Source organism: Arcicella sp. GW822-FHT02H01 (genome assembly GCF_058802005.1).
On the sequence record NZ_JBXANT010000001.1, the window covers coordinates 1284024 to 1300609 of the forward strand.

General features: G+C 40.8%; 13 protein-coding genes. All 13 read right to left on the reverse strand.

Going from position 1 to position 16586, the window contains the following annotated elements:
* Positions 1 to 343 precede the first annotated feature (343 nt).
* Positions 344 to 4273, reverse strand: coding sequence for a hypothetical protein (locus AC1RNE_RS05555; protein WP_492800031.1), 3930 nt, complete (start codon positions 4271 to 4273; stop codon positions 344 to 346).
* Positions 4251 to 5453, reverse strand: a complete 1203-nt coding sequence (locus AC1RNE_RS05560) for a hypothetical protein (RefSeq protein ID WP_492800032.1) — start codon at positions 5451 to 5453, stop codon at positions 4251 to 4253. Before AC1RNE_RS05560 ends, AC1RNE_RS05555 begins: the two co-directional genes overlap by 23 nt.
* A gap of 158 nt (positions 5454 to 5611) precedes the next feature.
* Positions 5612 to 9829, reverse strand: coding sequence for a tape measure protein (locus AC1RNE_RS05565; RefSeq protein ID WP_492800033.1), 4218 nt, complete (start codon positions 9827 to 9829; stop codon positions 5612 to 5614).
* A gap of 201 nt (positions 9830 to 10030) precedes the next feature.
* Entirely contained in the window at positions 10031 to 10549 is a 519-nt protein-coding gene (locus tag AC1RNE_RS05570) for a hypothetical protein (protein ID WP_492800034.1), read from the reverse strand.
* A 261-nt stretch (positions 10550 to 10810) separates the two neighbouring features.
* A complete protein-coding gene (locus AC1RNE_RS05575) occupies positions 10811 to 11404 on the reverse strand; it encodes a DUF4468 domain-containing protein (protein WP_492800035.1) in 594 nt (197 codons plus the stop codon).
* A 169-nt stretch (positions 11405 to 11573) separates the two neighbouring features.
* Positions 11574 to 12167, reverse strand: a complete 594-nt coding sequence (locus AC1RNE_RS05580) for a DUF4468 domain-containing protein (RefSeq protein ID WP_492800036.1) — start codon at positions 12165 to 12167, stop codon at positions 11574 to 11576.
* Positions 12168 to 12374: 207 nt separating this feature from the next.
* A complete protein-coding gene (locus AC1RNE_RS05585) occupies positions 12375 to 12866 on the reverse strand; it encodes a hypothetical protein (RefSeq protein ID WP_492800037.1) in 492 nt (163 codons plus the stop codon).
* Position 12867: 1 nt separating this feature from the next.
* Complete coding sequence (locus AC1RNE_RS05590; protein ID WP_492800038.1) at positions 12868 to 13275, reverse strand: hypothetical protein; 408 nt, start codon at positions 13273 to 13275, stop codon at positions 12868 to 12870.
* A complete protein-coding gene (locus tag AC1RNE_RS05595) occupies positions 13272 to 13736 on the reverse strand; it encodes a hypothetical protein (protein WP_492800039.1) in 465 nt (154 codons plus the stop codon). The genes AC1RNE_RS05590 and AC1RNE_RS05595 overlap by 4 nt, the downstream gene beginning before the upstream one ends.
* Positions 13727 to 14056, reverse strand: a complete 330-nt coding sequence (locus AC1RNE_RS05600) for a hypothetical protein (RefSeq protein WP_492800040.1) — start codon at positions 14054 to 14056, stop codon at positions 13727 to 13729. The genes AC1RNE_RS05595 and AC1RNE_RS05600 overlap by 10 nt, the downstream gene beginning before the upstream one ends.
* A complete protein-coding gene (locus tag AC1RNE_RS05605) occupies positions 14050 to 14376 on the reverse strand; it encodes a DUF6706 family protein (protein ID WP_492800041.1) in 327 nt (108 codons plus the stop codon). Before AC1RNE_RS05605 ends, AC1RNE_RS05600 begins: the two co-directional genes overlap by 7 nt.
* Positions 14377 to 14678: 302 nt before the next feature.
* The gene (locus AC1RNE_RS05610) at positions 14679 to 15758 is read right to left on the reverse strand and encodes a major capsid protein (protein ID WP_492800042.1); all 1080 of its coding nucleotides are present in this window, start codon (positions 15756 to 15758) and stop codon (positions 14679 to 14681) included.
* Positions 15759 to 16163 (reverse strand): hypothetical protein, encoded by a 405-nt coding sequence (locus tag AC1RNE_RS05615; RefSeq protein WP_492800043.1) that lies wholly within the window; start codon positions 16161 to 16163, stop codon positions 15759 to 15761. It abuts the gene before it with no gap.
* Between the last annotated feature and the right edge of the window lie 423 nt (positions 16164 to 16586).

Consider the following 16586-nt stretch of genomic DNA (forward strand, 5'->3'; position numbering starts at 1 on the left):
TACTCATGGACTGTCTTAGTTGCATGATAATTATTAAATAATTGGAAGGGGCTGTTTGTGTTCTGTGTGCCACAAACCACGGTTGGAAAACCTCATCCCCCAGCCCGACTACGCGTCCCGCTCTCCTTCAGAGAAGGGGAGCAGATTATCGAGCTTAAAGCTCCCCTCTCTGAAAAGAGCGGGACGCGTAGTCGGGCTGGGGGTGAGGTTGTTATACTTTGATTATCAGTTATTTATATACTCGTGGATAATCAATAACACTTAAGTCCCCCACTAAGAATATTGTTATTGCATTTCCCCTTTCTATTAGCGGGTGACTTAAGTCACCCGCTAATAGAAACTACTAAAAATCATTATCATACCTAGATTTCACGTACCAATGCCCGCTTGAATAAATCATCGTAACTACCTCTCCTCCTGCTACTTCCACAGTACCAGCCCTTGCCGTACTGTACAAAAAGTAAGGAGAACTGTCGTTCGTATTGATTAAGGTTACCTCTTTGCCATTATACACTGTCCCGACAAAATGCACGCCGCAAGGAAAAGCCAAAGGTGTGCCTTCGATAACATCGTATTTGGAAACATCTACTTCATAGTTATATCCAAACATATTGAATGTCAAACACGACCGCCCCTGCAAGGTTGCCTCATTTAATAAAGCCTCTCCATCTTCTGCATAAATGGCAATATTCCTGCTTGTGCTATTATTTACCCTTAGATTAATGCCTATATTCCAAGCAGTTGAATTGTATTTATTTTGCTCAACATTTGCCGAAATATTATTTCCAGAACTACCTACATTAGTACCAATTTCAATTCTTTGGCTCTCAGTATCATTTCTTAGAGCAATCTGTGCCAATGAATTGAAATCATTTTTTATCGTTTGTCCAAATATCTCTAAAACACCAAATTTACCCTTCGTCGCTATCATCGTCCCATCCGCAAAAAACCGACACGGGGCTATTGCCCTGTTGGCATACGTTTCTCCAAACCATGCCCGAATCGACCCGTCTCTTGAATTATCTGACCCACAAATACCTGCTTGCTCCTGATTACTGTCGTCCGTCAAGACCAATTTTTCTCTGAAATACGTCGAGCCATCTTGCAAAACCCTGAACGGGGCTATCCCACGATTTTCGTAAGACGTTCCTGCCCAAAACCTTACCGAGGCGTCGCTCGTTCCCTGCCCTGTGATGCCTGCCTTGATGTTCGTGTCGTCGCCTGCTAACTGGATTCTCCCTGAGGTTACCACACCTCCGTCGATGGTCGTTTTGGTGTTGTCATAAAAGGTAGCCATGTTCCAGTCTAAGGCGTTGTAGCTACTCCCTGCCAATTTTTGGGTAATGCATCTACGTAAATCCGTGCCGTCTGTCCAGAGGTCGCCCACATCATAAGGCGGATAGGGCGTATCTACAAAAATCCTCCTTTTCCCATCAGCCGTATCCTGCGCGCGACTCGCTAATTCATACGCCGCCAAGGCATCGGTATCCTGTATACGTTCCCACGAATTGGTACTAGCTTTATAGCGGTAGAGCTTCTTATCCGTCAAATGATACCACATATCCTTGTCGTGCTTGGCTCGGTCGGCTACCTCCCAAATGTTCGGGTCGGCATCCTGAAACCATGCTTCTATCTTGCCGTCTAGCTGTGTTTGGGTGGCTGTTTGTGTCGGATAAAAAATGTCATCTACAAAACTTATCAAGCTGGCATCATCCGTATATTTACTAGCCTTTTCCCAATCAGTAGATACATAATCCCCACCTCCACGAGCGGTCTTGCAAACCATTATTTCGCCTGACACACCTTGCGTCCAAAGGTCGCCTACATCATACGGCGGATATGGCTGAACGGCAAAAACTCTCCGCTTATGGTCTGCTGTATCTTGGGCGATGCTCGCATTGTTTAGTGCTTGAGTCACACCATTATCCCTTACTTCGTCCCAACTATAAACGCCACCTTCGTGTTTATACCGATACGCTATCCCTGTGGATGTATTGAAAAATAAATCATCAATGTGCTTATACCTTTCCATTCCCCAACTAACGGCGGGCTCATTGTCAATCGTCGGCACGTAATCATAAAACCACGTTTCTACCTTGCCATCTATTTGGTCTTTGATGTCAATTACATCCGTCGGATAGGTCGAATCAATAAAGTTGGTGGTGCTATCTACAAAATCTTCCAAATCTTGATTCAGTTCCTCCAGATTTTTATAGTCGCCATTGGCATTGATAAAACTTATCTTGCCTGCTATTTCGTTGGTGTCTAAATCAAAATACGTTTGCCCATCGAACGACTGGATGCGTCCTGTTTTGATAAACCTCCCATTGATGGCCGTTGCACCATACGTCAGCGAAATCCACCGCACGCCGTTCGTGACTGAATGAAGAGTGCCGACAAGGAAATGAAAATGCGACGAATCATCGTCTACCCTGATTTGCTCCGTCGAGAATATCAGCAGACCATCATTGTACTCGGTCTTATGACATTTGGCGTAAATATACCGTGCGTTATCGTCTGGCAAGGTATAGTTTCCCCCTGCTATTTGCCAGGTCACGTTGTTTTCAAAAATGGCATAATGTACCAATGTGCCGTTGGATACTTGTACGACATTTTTATGCCCTTGAAAATTGGGTTCTATCACTACCTGCAACACAAACTGCTGTGATTTTACGCCCACCACCAACATAGAAGTATTGATGCTCAACGGTTTAATATTGCCCGTATCAAAAAAACCGTCGGTATCAAACACCATGTTCAACAGTTCTTGCGTATTTCTCCAACCCATTCTCGCACGGGTAGCATCATACAACCTGTTCAGTTTGATGATTTGCTTGGTGGTCTTTATCTCGCTAAATACCTTTTCTACGATGGATACTTGTACGGAATCGCCTACTTCAAGGCTGTATCGATAGGGATACTGACAGTCGCGGGTGATGCCCGTAATCCGTGTACTGCCGTTGATTTGCATATCGGCATCAATAATATTGATGTAGTCACCAAGGTTGAAAAAATTCAGCATAGCCCCTCCGCCCGATACGCTTTTGAGGTAATATTCATAAATCTCCAACCCATATTGCACCCTTGGCGACTTGTTTTGGTTCAACAGCGTTATGCCCTCTGCCAATAGTTTAGCTTCGGCGGTGGCAATGTAACTGCTTGGCAAATTGATGTCGGTCAACACATAAGTATCGCCAACGCCTATCTGAAAGGCGGTGTCGGTGGCATTCGGGAAGATGTACCCTCGGTCGTCTTGATAGGTATTTACCGTAAAGGTCTGCGTGGCGTGGTCATAGTTTGAGATTTCAAGGGCAATGCCCGACAAGCCTCCTGTATTAAAATTGATTTTGGGACTAACCCCTGCTACCAAATTGGCATTGACATCAAAGTCCATCGAGGCATCCGTAAATATCAATTCCGAACTACCCAAGCTGGTTACCGTCCCCAAGCGTTTGGGATAAATGTCTTCCAAGGTGACGGTATTTTCAATCAATCCGAAGGAGGCAATACTGGCGTCATCTTGCAAATAGGCATTTTCCGTCCTCAGCCTCAGCGAGTTATTGCGATAGCCCGCAGGAATGTTTTTATTCCCTCCGAACAAATACAAACGGTTGTACACATTTTTATCCAACAACGTATTGCGGTTGAGTTTATACAACCCTCCCGACTGCCCATATTCGTAAGTATGCGCGAGTATCGTACCAATTTTACCCAGATTCAACACCTTATTGCCGTGACCGTCTTCGATGATTTCAAACTCTGTGTCAAACTCCTTGCAGATTTTCTGGAGAACCGCCAAACAGCTTTCGTCGTTGAAGCTAATCGTTTTTTCTTCGGTACTGACACACGACCCGATGCTCCACTGACCCGCAAAAACCCTTGCAATATTATTGATGACCAAATCCGCAAAATCTCGCAGGTTACCCGTGAGCGTAAAGTCGGGACTGGTGTTAAAACCACTGACATCGGTATCAAAATAAATCGCCCTGAGCAAATCGTACTGCACCGACTCAAAGGTGGCTTTAATCTTGAAAATGTGCTGAGAAATCTTTTCGGGCGAAGGCAGGTAATTACACGTATAACGCTCGCCAAACATCAAAATGCTATCGCCAATTTCAATCACCACAGGCACGCTCGCATCTATCTCGATGCTCAATTCATTGATACCCAATAATTGCTTGCGTTGTTCGGCTTTCGTAATGCTGATAACGGGATTGATGCTCTGGAGCAACACTTGAGTGCCATTGGCTTTAGATAAAACTATTTGCTGCATTTTGTATGATTCCGTTGGTTGAAAAACTAGTAATTTCCTCAATCACCCCTGCCACAATGATATAATAATAGCCGTTAGTGGCATAAGTATGGGTTTTGGTGACTTCCCCAAACACATTATCAGTTTTAGTGCCATCGCCCCAGTAGATGGTCACCAATTTCGGACTATTCAGCGTTATCGACGCCGTCGTGTTGTCATCATTGCGGATAAACAAAATGCTTCTTTTGATGGGCTGAGGCTCGTTTAAGGTCAGTTTAAAACTACCAATCATCTGCGAAGGCCGCCATTTTTTCTCTATTTTCAGCCCCGTAGCCAGATAGACCTCATACACAAACACCTTGATGCCATTATCAAAATGCAAGCGTTTCGTCCCAGAACCATAAAACTGATTGATAAAATTGGTACATTTCTGGACAAAATCCTCCGCAGAGCTTGCATACAGCCAACAGTCTAGCTCAATCACTTTTGATTTATAGCGAACGTCGTTCAAATCAACAAAATCGCCGTGATAATCCTGCCATTCTATCGTAACAGGAGGTTTTATTTCTGGGGCATCAAACATCCCCGTCGAGGCTTGAACCCGCACGCCATAGTTTTTAAAACTATTGCCATTTATTTTATAAGTTATATCCATTTCTTTGATAATAGGAGGATTAATGGTGCCACTTTGATAAACCACGCCATCGTATATTTTCAGTTCGTCGATGGCAAAAAAGCCCGTCGTATTGTTGTTATCGTTCATTAACGAAAAGCCCGTAGGCATTCCCCAGTCGTCAGGGAAATCCTGTTCTGCCACCAAGTGGGTATTCACAAGCAACCTTACCTTTCGTCCTTCTTGAATAATTTCAATCAACGTCCAGTCAGTACACTTCGTCTTGGCATCCAAGTACAGGAAATCAAACACGCCGTGGAATTGATAAAAAAGCCAAGTGCTATGTGGATATTCCCCCGAGGCCTCCGCTTTAAACCAACATGACAGCGAGAAATCTTGACTGAAATCAATCATTTCATAGCCCACCGTTTGGGCAAGACCTTCGCCTGTAAAATAGAGGGCATGGTCTTCTTTGCCCTCCAGCCATTGCCCGCCCTCGATGCTTAAATCATAATGATATTGCGCAATATCGAGAGCAATATCTCCGCTAGTTTCATTAAACGGTACGTATAGTTGTAGTTCATTCATTTATGAGTTTAGGGTTTAGGAGTTGAAGGTTTATGAGTTTAAAGTTTATGAGTTTAAGGGTTGAAGGTTTAAGGGTCAGGGGCTAAAGGTTATGTGTTTAGAAGTTGAATATTAATAAAATGACGAATCAATATTCCTAAACTTTCAACTCATGAACTCTAAAATTTAACACGTAGAATATTATCTCCAGAATTGAGTTTATCTAAATTATTATCTATTCTTTCCAGAAAAGGCAGGAACTTGGCTTGTAAAGTAAGTTGCTGACTAGCAATCACTTCCACATTCCGAAGTGAGATAAGCTGACTAGTAGCCACCACCCTCAGTTGTGTCATATTTCCTGCCAAAAGCCCTGCCGTATCTTCAGTGATACTTTTTACCGAGCCTGTTAATGAATTAGGACTTGCAGGTTTATTTTTCTGAAAAATATCTAAACCATAGCTTTTTGCAGATGCCGAAGCAGCATCTAATTGATCATAGAATTGTTGCCAAAGCCCATTCGCTTGTGAGAAGAACACGCTAAAATCATCAATAAAATTATTATCACCGCCATTATCCAAGTCGGCACTAATCATCATTTGTTCCTGCAAATCATCAAATGCTTTAGAAAACACTTGGTTAAATAACAATTGACTAAGCATATCTTCCAGAATACCACTTACAGATTTTCCAAAAGCTTCCGCCGCCGAAGTTCCATCTTTAAAAGCATTCACTAATCCATCTCTTAGGTTATTCCCTAAGTTGCCCGCCAAATCTGCGATAACTTCTTTAATTTGTCCTTTGGCTTTCTCCATTTGCTCAGACCAAGTGATGGAATCTTGCAGAAGTTGCTTCGTCGCATCATCCACCTGGTTATTGCTAATCAAGGTTTCGGCTAATTCTTTATTAAAAATCTCTTGCCCGTTAGCAGCCTTTTGTATTAATTCTGGATATTCCTTCAACAGCCCCGTAAACTCATCCTTCTTTTTCTTTCCTCCAAACCACCCAATAATCCCCCCAACAACCGCACCGATAGCAGTACCGATTACTGGCACAATGGCTGTTCCCAAGGCTGCACCCATTGCCACACCACTACCCACTTTGCCCCAATCTACAGCATTTCGTTGTCCTACCTTCGCTTTCCCCTGTTCTAGCTTTTTTAATGATTCTTGATATTTTGCACTCGCATCATTATACATCTTGAAGCCGTCTTTGAGCCTACCAGCGTAATCTTTGACAAAAACATTCTCTTTTGTTTTCGTCTCTGCCCCGATTCTCTCATTGATGGCTACTTTATAATCTTGTTCAAACTGTAAGGCATTTTTACGATACTCCTCTTCCGCTTTTTCCCTTTCATTGGCTGAACTAGCAACCAAATCAATCAAGCCAATCGTAGCCGAAATGCCAGTCATCCATTTATCCGTAGGAGTAGCTCCTTTTTTAAAAGCATTGACAACGTTATCCGCATTTTGTGCTAAGCCCGACAACAATTGACCAGTATCGCCAATCGCTCCATTCATTTTGGACATTACACCGCCTAATTGTCCTCCTAAACTAGCGAACTTGGAAACTACACTTAATAGATGGTCGTTGAGATTTTTTTCTGCATCTTGTACTTTTTTTAGTTGCTGAGTGTAATCATCAGTATTTTCTTTTCCTTTCAGACTATCAAGTTTGTTTTTCTCTGTTTCAACCTTTTCTTTTAAATACTTAAGGTCAATTATTCGTAAAGAATCTTGAAGAGATTTAAGATAAGCTATTTTCTCTTCATTCGTTTTTTCAATTATATCAAGTTCTTCCTTTTTTCCTTTTTTTAATTTCTCTAGGTTCTTAAGATATTCAGCATTTGTTTTGTCTGTATATTGGCTCTCTAAGGCTTCTCTTAATCCTATATGTTTCTTGATGATGTTGTCCTTTTGCTCTTCATAAGTTTCATGATTGCGTAAATACTCTTGCAGATTAGCAGCAATTTGCTCATTAGTCTGGTTGGTTTCCTCTACAAGGGTATTGGTTTGAGCGATGCCTTCCGTAGAAGTATCGCCTTTCAATTTCTCTTTTAGCTTTTCAATATACTCAAGATACTCTACCAAACTTTTGGCTTCTTTTTTAGCCTTCAACATATCCTCCTTGAGTAACTCCACACCAGATTTTTTCCCAGTGACTATCTGATATTCAATCTTATACTTTACTAAATTGCCTTGTGCTTCGGTTTTTGCGGTAGGGTCAAGATTGACGTCATGCTGTTTTCCTTCAAGACTTGTAATCTGCTTACTTAAATAATCAGTATAGTTATTTCCTTTGGTAAGTAAGTCTTTAAACTGAATATCTGCTGTTTTCTTGTCGATATTTTTTACCCAATTTTCATACAAAACATATTGCTTCTTTTTCTCCTCAATCTCTTCCTCAAAAGTTTTAATCTTACCCTTTGAAAGCTCTTCTTCCAGTTGCTTACGTCCTTCAGCTACTTTTTTTTCTGCGTCAAGTACTACTGCTATTTGTGTGGTTTTTTCACTCGGGTTATTACTATGCTCATAAATATACTGTGCTTTAGAAGATATTTCTTGCCAATAAGCAATACTACCATAGGGGGCTGGAGCGGTTGGTGCAGGGGTTTTAGGTGCAGGGGTATTATGAGGTTTATCTTCTTCACTATCAGACACTTCATAACTTTTCAGTTCCTTTTTAACTTTCTTAATAGTAGCTTTTAATTCCAAAAACTTTTTTGTGTTTTTTTCCTGCTTATCAAATTCCGTTTGAAGTTGTTTTAACTCTTTGTCCCAATACTCTTTATTCTTTACGCTTCCTTCGTTTTCTAATTCCTTCCTTTCGTTAATCTGTGTTTTTCTAAGATTTACATATCCTTTGGCCAATGCATTCCTTAAAGCTTTATCTGCATTTATTTGATTATCTAAGTAAACTTGCATAGAGGTAACACCCCCACTAACACCTAGTTGGGGCTTTGTAAATAAATCAGATTTTCTCTTTTGATTATCTGCAATTCGCTTATCAACTTCTGCAATTTTATTTTTTGTGTCTCCAATCTTTATTCCAGTAAGAGCAGCATTGAATTCTTTTTGACTCTTTGTCGCATCCATCGTCTTGTATTTATACAAGTCAATGTTTTTAAGCATATCTGGATACAATTCTTGTAGTCTCTTATAAGCTTTTATTTGCTCTCCCTGTGCAGAGCTATTATTTCTTATAATATTATTAAGCTTATTTGTTTCGTCTTTTAGATTGTTTATTTTTTTATTAGATTCTGCTAGTTCTGTATTATATCTATTTTGTGCCCTTTCGGCGATTGCTGTATTTGTATTGAATAAATATACCGCACTTGCTAAACCAATAATCAATGTTGTCACAGCCACATAAGGATTCGCCAATATAGTAGCATTAAGCACCTTTTGAGCTCCTTCTACCAATAACAAAGCTTGATACTCTGCTAGTGTTGCAATCGTCCAGCCTCCTTTTATAGCAATTGCAGCAGCCTCAGTCGCATTAACCACTAATAAAGCTGCTTTGTAGGCACCATACGCAATAGCTAATACTTCAAGTATTTTAGCAATGCTCTTGTAGTTTTCAAGCATCGAAACACCCATCTGAAGCGTACCTGCAACCAAACCGTCAGTATCTTTTCCTATTTCATTATATACCCTATTGATAGACTCCTCCAAGTTGGTCATTAATGCATCAACAGATTTAGCCTGTTCCTTCATTACCCCTGAAAACATCCCTCCCGTAGAAGTCATGCTCTGGAAAGCTAGCTCTATTTGAGGTAACCCTACTTTACTAGCTTCAACCATTTTTTCCACTCCATCACGGTTGGTATTCAGCACATTCCCTAATACTTCAAAGATAGGGATACCTTTTCCAGCCATCCCTTCAATGTCGCTCAAGCTTGCCACTCCGTTTGTACGGATTGCTCCAAAGGTATTCACAAGGTCTTCAATAGGCATATTCACTCCATGCGCTACATCGCCCAACATTTGGAGATGCCCTATCACAGTGTCTGTCGAAAAACCATAAGCCACCATCAACTTCGCAGATTCTCCTACTTGCGTCAGTGACAGTGGCGTTTTGGCAGCCAAATCGGCTACTTGTGCCATTAGCTCATCTGCCTTTTCCTTTGACCCCAACATTACCTTCAGCGAACCTTCAAGTGCTTGAAATTCGCCTCGCACTTTAATGATTTGCTGTGCTACTTCCCTAAGATTATCGCTCGTAAAAGTATTTTCAATGGCTTTCCCCAATTTTGAAAATACTGTATCTGTCTTTTTTGCTTCCTGTGTTGCACTCGTCGTAAAACTTCTGATTCGTGCCTCCATCTCTTGAAATGACTTCAAGAAATCAGAATTATTGATATAAGCATCAAAGCTTATGGCACCACCGTTATTGTTCATTTTTCTTTACTTTATGAATGGTCTTTAGGTAATCTTCGAACTTCATTGTCTTTTCTTCAATACTTTCTTTTTTGGGCAGATTATACCTTGGTTGATCGGCCAAAATCTTTTGGATTGTTACCCACGGAATTTGCCACATCAGTTCGTGCCAACTCCAGCCAAATTCTTTTGAAATAATGCCTATACTGCCATAGATTGATTTTAGTCCAGTATTACTTCTTCCTCCTCCGTCGCTATTTTCTCTATCAAATGTGGAGGCTTGATTATCATCTGATGAATCGAAAGAAATTTGATAGAGAGTATAAAATCCGTTGGATTGCACATTTGATTGATAATCATCGCCAACTCCAAAAGCTGTTTGGGTTCTACCCTATTCAGAAAATAGTTGGCTACAAAACCGCCAAAGTATTTAATCAACACTTTATTCCTTAACACGGCTATCATAATGATGCGCGAAAGGGGCTCTGGGGCGGTTGCCATCAGGTTTTTTGATTCCGACATCCAGTTGTCATCAATCTTCTGCGGATTAAAATTTATTTTTTTAAACTCCGCACTTAGCATCAGGATTAAGCCTAAGCTAAAGGGTTTGATGATAAATTCACGGGTTTCGGAACCTACAAATCGTAGGATGGAGCTTTTCTTGCAGTTCCATTTTAGACCTCGTTCTATCAGAGCGTCTATCTCTTTTTTTTCAAGGTTGTTTATTTCTTGTTCAGACATGGGGTGTAGGTGATAAAAATTTTATACAATCGCAGCAGTCGCTCGCTTCCAAGCGAGTGACTATTATTACAAGGCTTCAAGCCGAAAAACTATTAAATTTCAAACATGACAACCGCACAAATTCGAGCGAGATGCTTTTTCATATTTACGGTCTATTGGATAATCTATCATTAGCGAGGGACTTAAGTCCCTCGCTAGGAATACAAACAAATCGAATATTATAACCCTAATAAATATACGTAAAAGAATAATCACTAAACTTTAAAAATCATCATTACTTTTCATGGCTGTTTTAAAAGAATTAGAAATACTATCCAAGATATCTTTTACATTTGATACTCTAGAAAAATAACTATTATAGGCTGTTTTTAAGCTATTAACCTCTTCCTGATGTTTTTTAAATTCTTTTTTAGACATATTACTAGTTGATAATGCAGTTATATTATCTAATTTTAATTTAATCTTTTTAAGATGATCAGCCTCCTCTTCAATCGGATAATATGAACTTGCGAAATTACTAGTACTTGCAAATCCAACACTTATCTCAGTAATTGAATACCTATACTTATTCTCTTTTACATCAATGGTAATGGTATATCTAAAATTGGGATAAAATTCTACATTCAAATCAGACAACCCCTTAATAATCAACCTCCCCTGCTCCTTATCTTCAAATTGAATCACAGCTTTATAGTCGCCAAAGGTCTTGGCTATCCATGTTTGGGCGTTGGCATACAGTTTGGCTTTCGTATTTTTTACTTCCACTACCTCTTCTCTATCAAAACTACTACTCGTTTGGCAAAAGGTGTAACTACTGATTAATAAGCTTAGGGCAATAATTAAGGTCTTTTTCATTTTATTATCTTAATGTCTTTTTATGTGATTCAGCTATAAAATTAGCTAAAAAGAATTAATAAAATTTAAACTAGTACTGTTTATCATTAGCGAGGGACTTAAGTCCCTCGCTAGGAATACAAACAAATCGAACATTATAACGCTAATCAATATACGTGAAAGAAAAACTTTAAAAATCATCATTGCTTTTCATAGCTGTTTTTAAAGAATTAGAAATGCTATCCAGAATTTCTCTTACTTTTAATATAGTAAAAGAAACGTTACTATAGTTTTCCTTTAAACTACGAATCTCTTCCTCATGTTTTTTTAACTGTTTTTTAGACATACTGCTAGTTGGTACTGCAATTGTACTGTCTAAATTAGATTTAACTTTATTAAGAGCAAGAAATGTTCTTTCAAATGGAGAATATGAACTAGCGAAGTTACTAGTTCCGCCAAATCCAATACTTATCTCATTAATTGAATACCTATACTTATTCTCCTTTACATCAATCGTAATAGTATATTTAAACGTGGGATAGTATTTTACATTCAAATCCGACAACCCTTTAATAATCAACCTCCCCTGTTCCTTATCTTCAAATTGAATCACAGCTTTATAGTCGCCAAAGGTTTTGGCTATCCATGTTTGGGCATTGGCATACAGCTTGGCTTTCGTATTTTTCACTTCCACTACCTCTTCTCTATCAAAACTACTAGGCGTTTGGCAAAAGGTGTAAGTACTGATTAATAAGCTTAGGGCAATAATTAAGGTCTTTTTCATTTAATTATCTTAAGGTCTTTTTATGTGATTCAGCTATAAAATTAGCTAAAAAGAATTAATAAAATTAAAAACGAAGCCGTTTTTTAGGGGAGTCTTGTGATGCATAACACTTATACAAATATAGCGGTTTTTGCGATAATTTTGTAAAAAAAGCCTATAAAAATTACAGGCTTTTTAACAATTATTTCATTACTCAAATCTTACTGATTATGATGGGTCTTCCCACGTCTCGGCATATACGCCTGCCTTTTGTGGCTTCATTACCGTCAGCGTAACCTCGATGGTTGCCAAGGCTTTTTTACTGAATTCACCCGCACGTTTTGCCGATACTAAGGCACGGTTTATCGTGATGATATGCCCTGTTTTGGTTTCAATCTGAACAGATTTCTGAATTTTGGAAGTAGTGTCGGGTGAGTTCCAAACACCTGAGGCTACCGTGCCTCCTAACAAAAATCCTGCAATGTCTGCGTCGGCATTCATTACCGTATATTTATACTGCTTCTTGCCCATCGTGATGATGGATTCCTCGGGATAGTCGTTTTCTTCCGACATAAATTCCTGCACTTCGTTGTCGCCCGTTTCAATCTTGAAGGTGTCTGAAAGGGTCAATCCTTTTGAAGCAAAGGTTGTTGCTGTTCCACCGTCGCTGGCGATGTCGCCATATTTAATGCTTTTTAATCCGTAGGTTACTGTTGCCATTTTATGTGTTATAAAAAGTGAAAATTAATCGTATGTTTTGAAAATGAGCATTGATGGCTCTCTCTTCGATAATCGTGGATGATTGAATAAAAATCGAGTAAGTATTGGTGCTTACTTCTGCTAAAATATCATGTGCAAGGCTACTCAATTCGCCTAAACGCTTGATATTGGGTTGGTTCTGAACTTCGCCATTGAGCTTCACGACGAGGTCGGGCACATGGATGTTGACGTTGACGATGCCGCGTTGTAAATTGCCTTCGCCGATGCTGAGGCTGTTGATGACTACGTCTTCTTGGCTACTGTTGACAGGTCGACGTAATTTGTACAGTCCTCCGCTGATGGCAGTTTTCAGGTTCGAATCGTTCAGGATGGCGTAAAGCGTGGCGATTTGGTCGAATTGTGTTTTCATGGCTCTTCATTCATTTCTTGTTGCACTTTATTAAGTACTTTCAGTATCTCTTTTTTTGCCAATTCTTCTGAAGAGGTCAACACATCCTTCCCTTTGGCTTCCTCTGCGGCGGCATTTTCCATGCCTGCTACTACGATAAGCACAAAGCCTTCGCTATGGTTGCCCGCCAGTTCTTCTGCCAAATCTTTCCCCTTCTGCGAACCATACTTGATGCCTAACGAGCCTTCTATTTGCTTGAATCCTCCTGAGTTGACTTCCTCGCCATTATCCAGCACCACGTAGCCTATTGAACTACGGAGGTTTCCCATGGGGTCGTCATAGTCTGCATTTTCTAGGGCGGTATCCACACATTCGGCGCCTATCTCGTCAAGACTTTTGATTACTTTTTCCCTAAACTTTACGTTTACTTTCTCAAGCTTTTTATGGATACCGAAGAGGTCGAATGTTTTTATTAAACCCATAGTCTGCAATGAAAGGTATCTTTTGAAAATCCTCGGCAAGTTCCTTCTAGCCTGATGCTACCGTCGGGGTTCCTTACCTGTACCTTTGACCCAACATTTATCACTTCGCAAGCTACCTCGCAATATACTACCGCATCAGGTATATACGCAATGCCATCATCAACAGCAGGTATCCGTTGGGCGGAAGTCGTTTCGTCACGACATTTTGCCATCAACACCCATTCGGCTCCGTTGCTGACAAAATCGCCTGTAGCATCTTGACTCGAGGCCAGTATCTGATACTGGTATAGGCTATAAGGATATTGCTTTGATACTACCATTGGTTTGATTTATCGGTGATGGATGGTACTGGATTCAGCGTATCAGGAAGACCAAGCTCTAAGCAAAGCGATTGGTAATAGGCTTTGATATTGGCGATAGCGTATTCTCGTGAGTACTGTCCTTCCGACACTTTGGGTACTAACAATAACATCGGCACAATGGCATACATCAGCTTGTCGGCATCAATGGCATTGTCTGTGCTGTATTCTCGACTGCCATCTATGCCTGTCTTGGTGATGTATGCATCCAGCGTGATGTCAGAAAGTGTAAACCCAAATTCCAAAATCCGTGATTGAATGATTTGCTTGATGGAAGGCATATTTATTGAGTGAATTAGTGATTGGTGATTTAGTGATTTTTTAGTTGTGAGGTGTTCCATTGAGTGATTTGTGAGTTAGTGATTTTCTTGCATTACTCTTCGAGATGCCCCAATCCCGTGGTCTGTGGCACACAGAACACTATTTCTATTGCTTTTTTTGCTCTTCGAGATGCCCTTCAGAACAAGTCGAGTAGCGAGTGTATTTTCAAACCATTTTGTGTTCTGTGTGCCACAGACCACGGAAGTAAAAAACAATCACTCATTCACTAAATCACAAATCACTCAATGGAACACCTCACAAATCACCCAATACTTTTCGAGTCCAGCGTATAAATCCCCTCCACATTTGAAATCACAGGAATTACTCTTGCTTGGGAAGTCGTAAATTCTGATAGCGACGGGCGGTTGGTTCTGAACTTCGATACCAAGATAAAATCATCCGTCACCGAATACGTCACGCCCGCAGTTGGGTGGTTTTGTTCCGCCAACTTAGCATAGAACAACGAGCCGATTGGTCCCGCTGGTGTAAATACCACCATGCCGTCTTGCCAAGGTTTGAAGGTCGTCTGCACCCCGTTTTTCTCGTAACGCACCGCTCTGTCGATAATCTGGAGGTTTACCCCAAAGCGTGAGAGAATCACCTGACGTGCCTGTTCGATGGATGGCGAAGGAATAGACCCTCCCGAGAAGCCCGCATTAAAAGCAAACATCTCCTTGAACGACGTCGCCTTGGTCATGTTATTAAAGGCCGTTTTGTCCATGTAAATAGTGCCTAACACATTGCCATCCAGACTTGCCTTTGTAAACACATTTTCGATGTCGTCGATAGGCTTGGCTGTCGATGCCGACGACCATAATACCGAGGCAACAAACTTATTATCAGCCTTATAGCCATAGTCTATTCTGATGCCCGTCCCTACGTTGTCGCTGTCTACCAAGGCTACACCCGTTGAAAGTCCCTGCAAAAACACCTGCTCGTTGCGTTCCCAGATACCCGTAATTACTTTGGGCGTATCGTTGAAGATGGCACTAATAATTTGGCTTTCAGTGGCGTTTTGGGCGATGGTTACGTCCAAGTTCGTCAACTGCTGTTCGTTCATTTTCAGCTCCATGCCAAACTTAGGGATGTCGCCGTTGGCTTTGGAGATGGAGTCACGCTTTTTCAAGGGCAATTCGCTATCCATCGCCACGACGTCGGCCATGATAGCAGTATTCGCCACGCTGATTGACTCCCATTTACCCGTCGCAGAGAATTGTTTTCTCAGCAAGGCTCGGTGTAAATAGGTCAATTCATTTTTAGCGTCGTTCAACTCTTGCACCACGCGTGTAGTGATACCGGGAAACCATTTGTTTACCCATTCAATAAATAATGATTGTTCCATTTATTCGTCTGCTGTGAAAATCAATTGTGGCAAGGCTGTTTTTACTGCCGACAAAATTGAGGTTAAAGAAAAAGGTGAGGCTACTGTATTAACAGTGCCGCGAATCATGATACCTGCAAAGGGTTTTGCGGTTCTGATGGTGGCTACCAAAATGCCCGCATAGGTATGCCCCGAAGGCAATGATCCGTAGACGGTATCGTTGGTGGCGAGTGGCATAGGCTTAAAAAGTCCCGTGGCTGTTTCACGGATGATTACATGCCCCGCTTTGATGATTGTAGGGCCAAAGCCCGTAATATCAAGCGTTTTGCCACCTTTGATGGATTCAAGGTTATTCATGATAACGATTGAATCTTTCTCTGATAAAATGCTTTCATCAGTATTTGAAAGGTTTGCGTATCCTGCCATTTTAATTAATTGTGATTTAGTGATTGATTGAGTGAGTCAGTTGTGATTGAGTGAGTTAGTGATTGAGTGATTTTTTTTAACCATCACCGTGGTCTGTGGCACACAGAACACAATATTCTGCCCTTGTTGGAATTATTTCCAACAAGCTAGGCGTGTTATATTACCCGCAGATTTTCGCTGATTTGAAACGCTGATTTTTGCTTCACCCGTGGTCTGTGGCACACAGACCACAATATTTGGACTCTTCATGGCATGACTGTATTTGTTTTATCCTAATTGACAAGCAATTGAAAGTCAAGCCATAAGGGGAAAATCTTTTATAACTCAGTTTCTCTTTTCCTCTTAGCGGGTGACTTAAGTCACCCACTAAGAGGAAGCGTTATATTATATTATGAGTGAAAATATTGTGGTCTGTGTGCCACA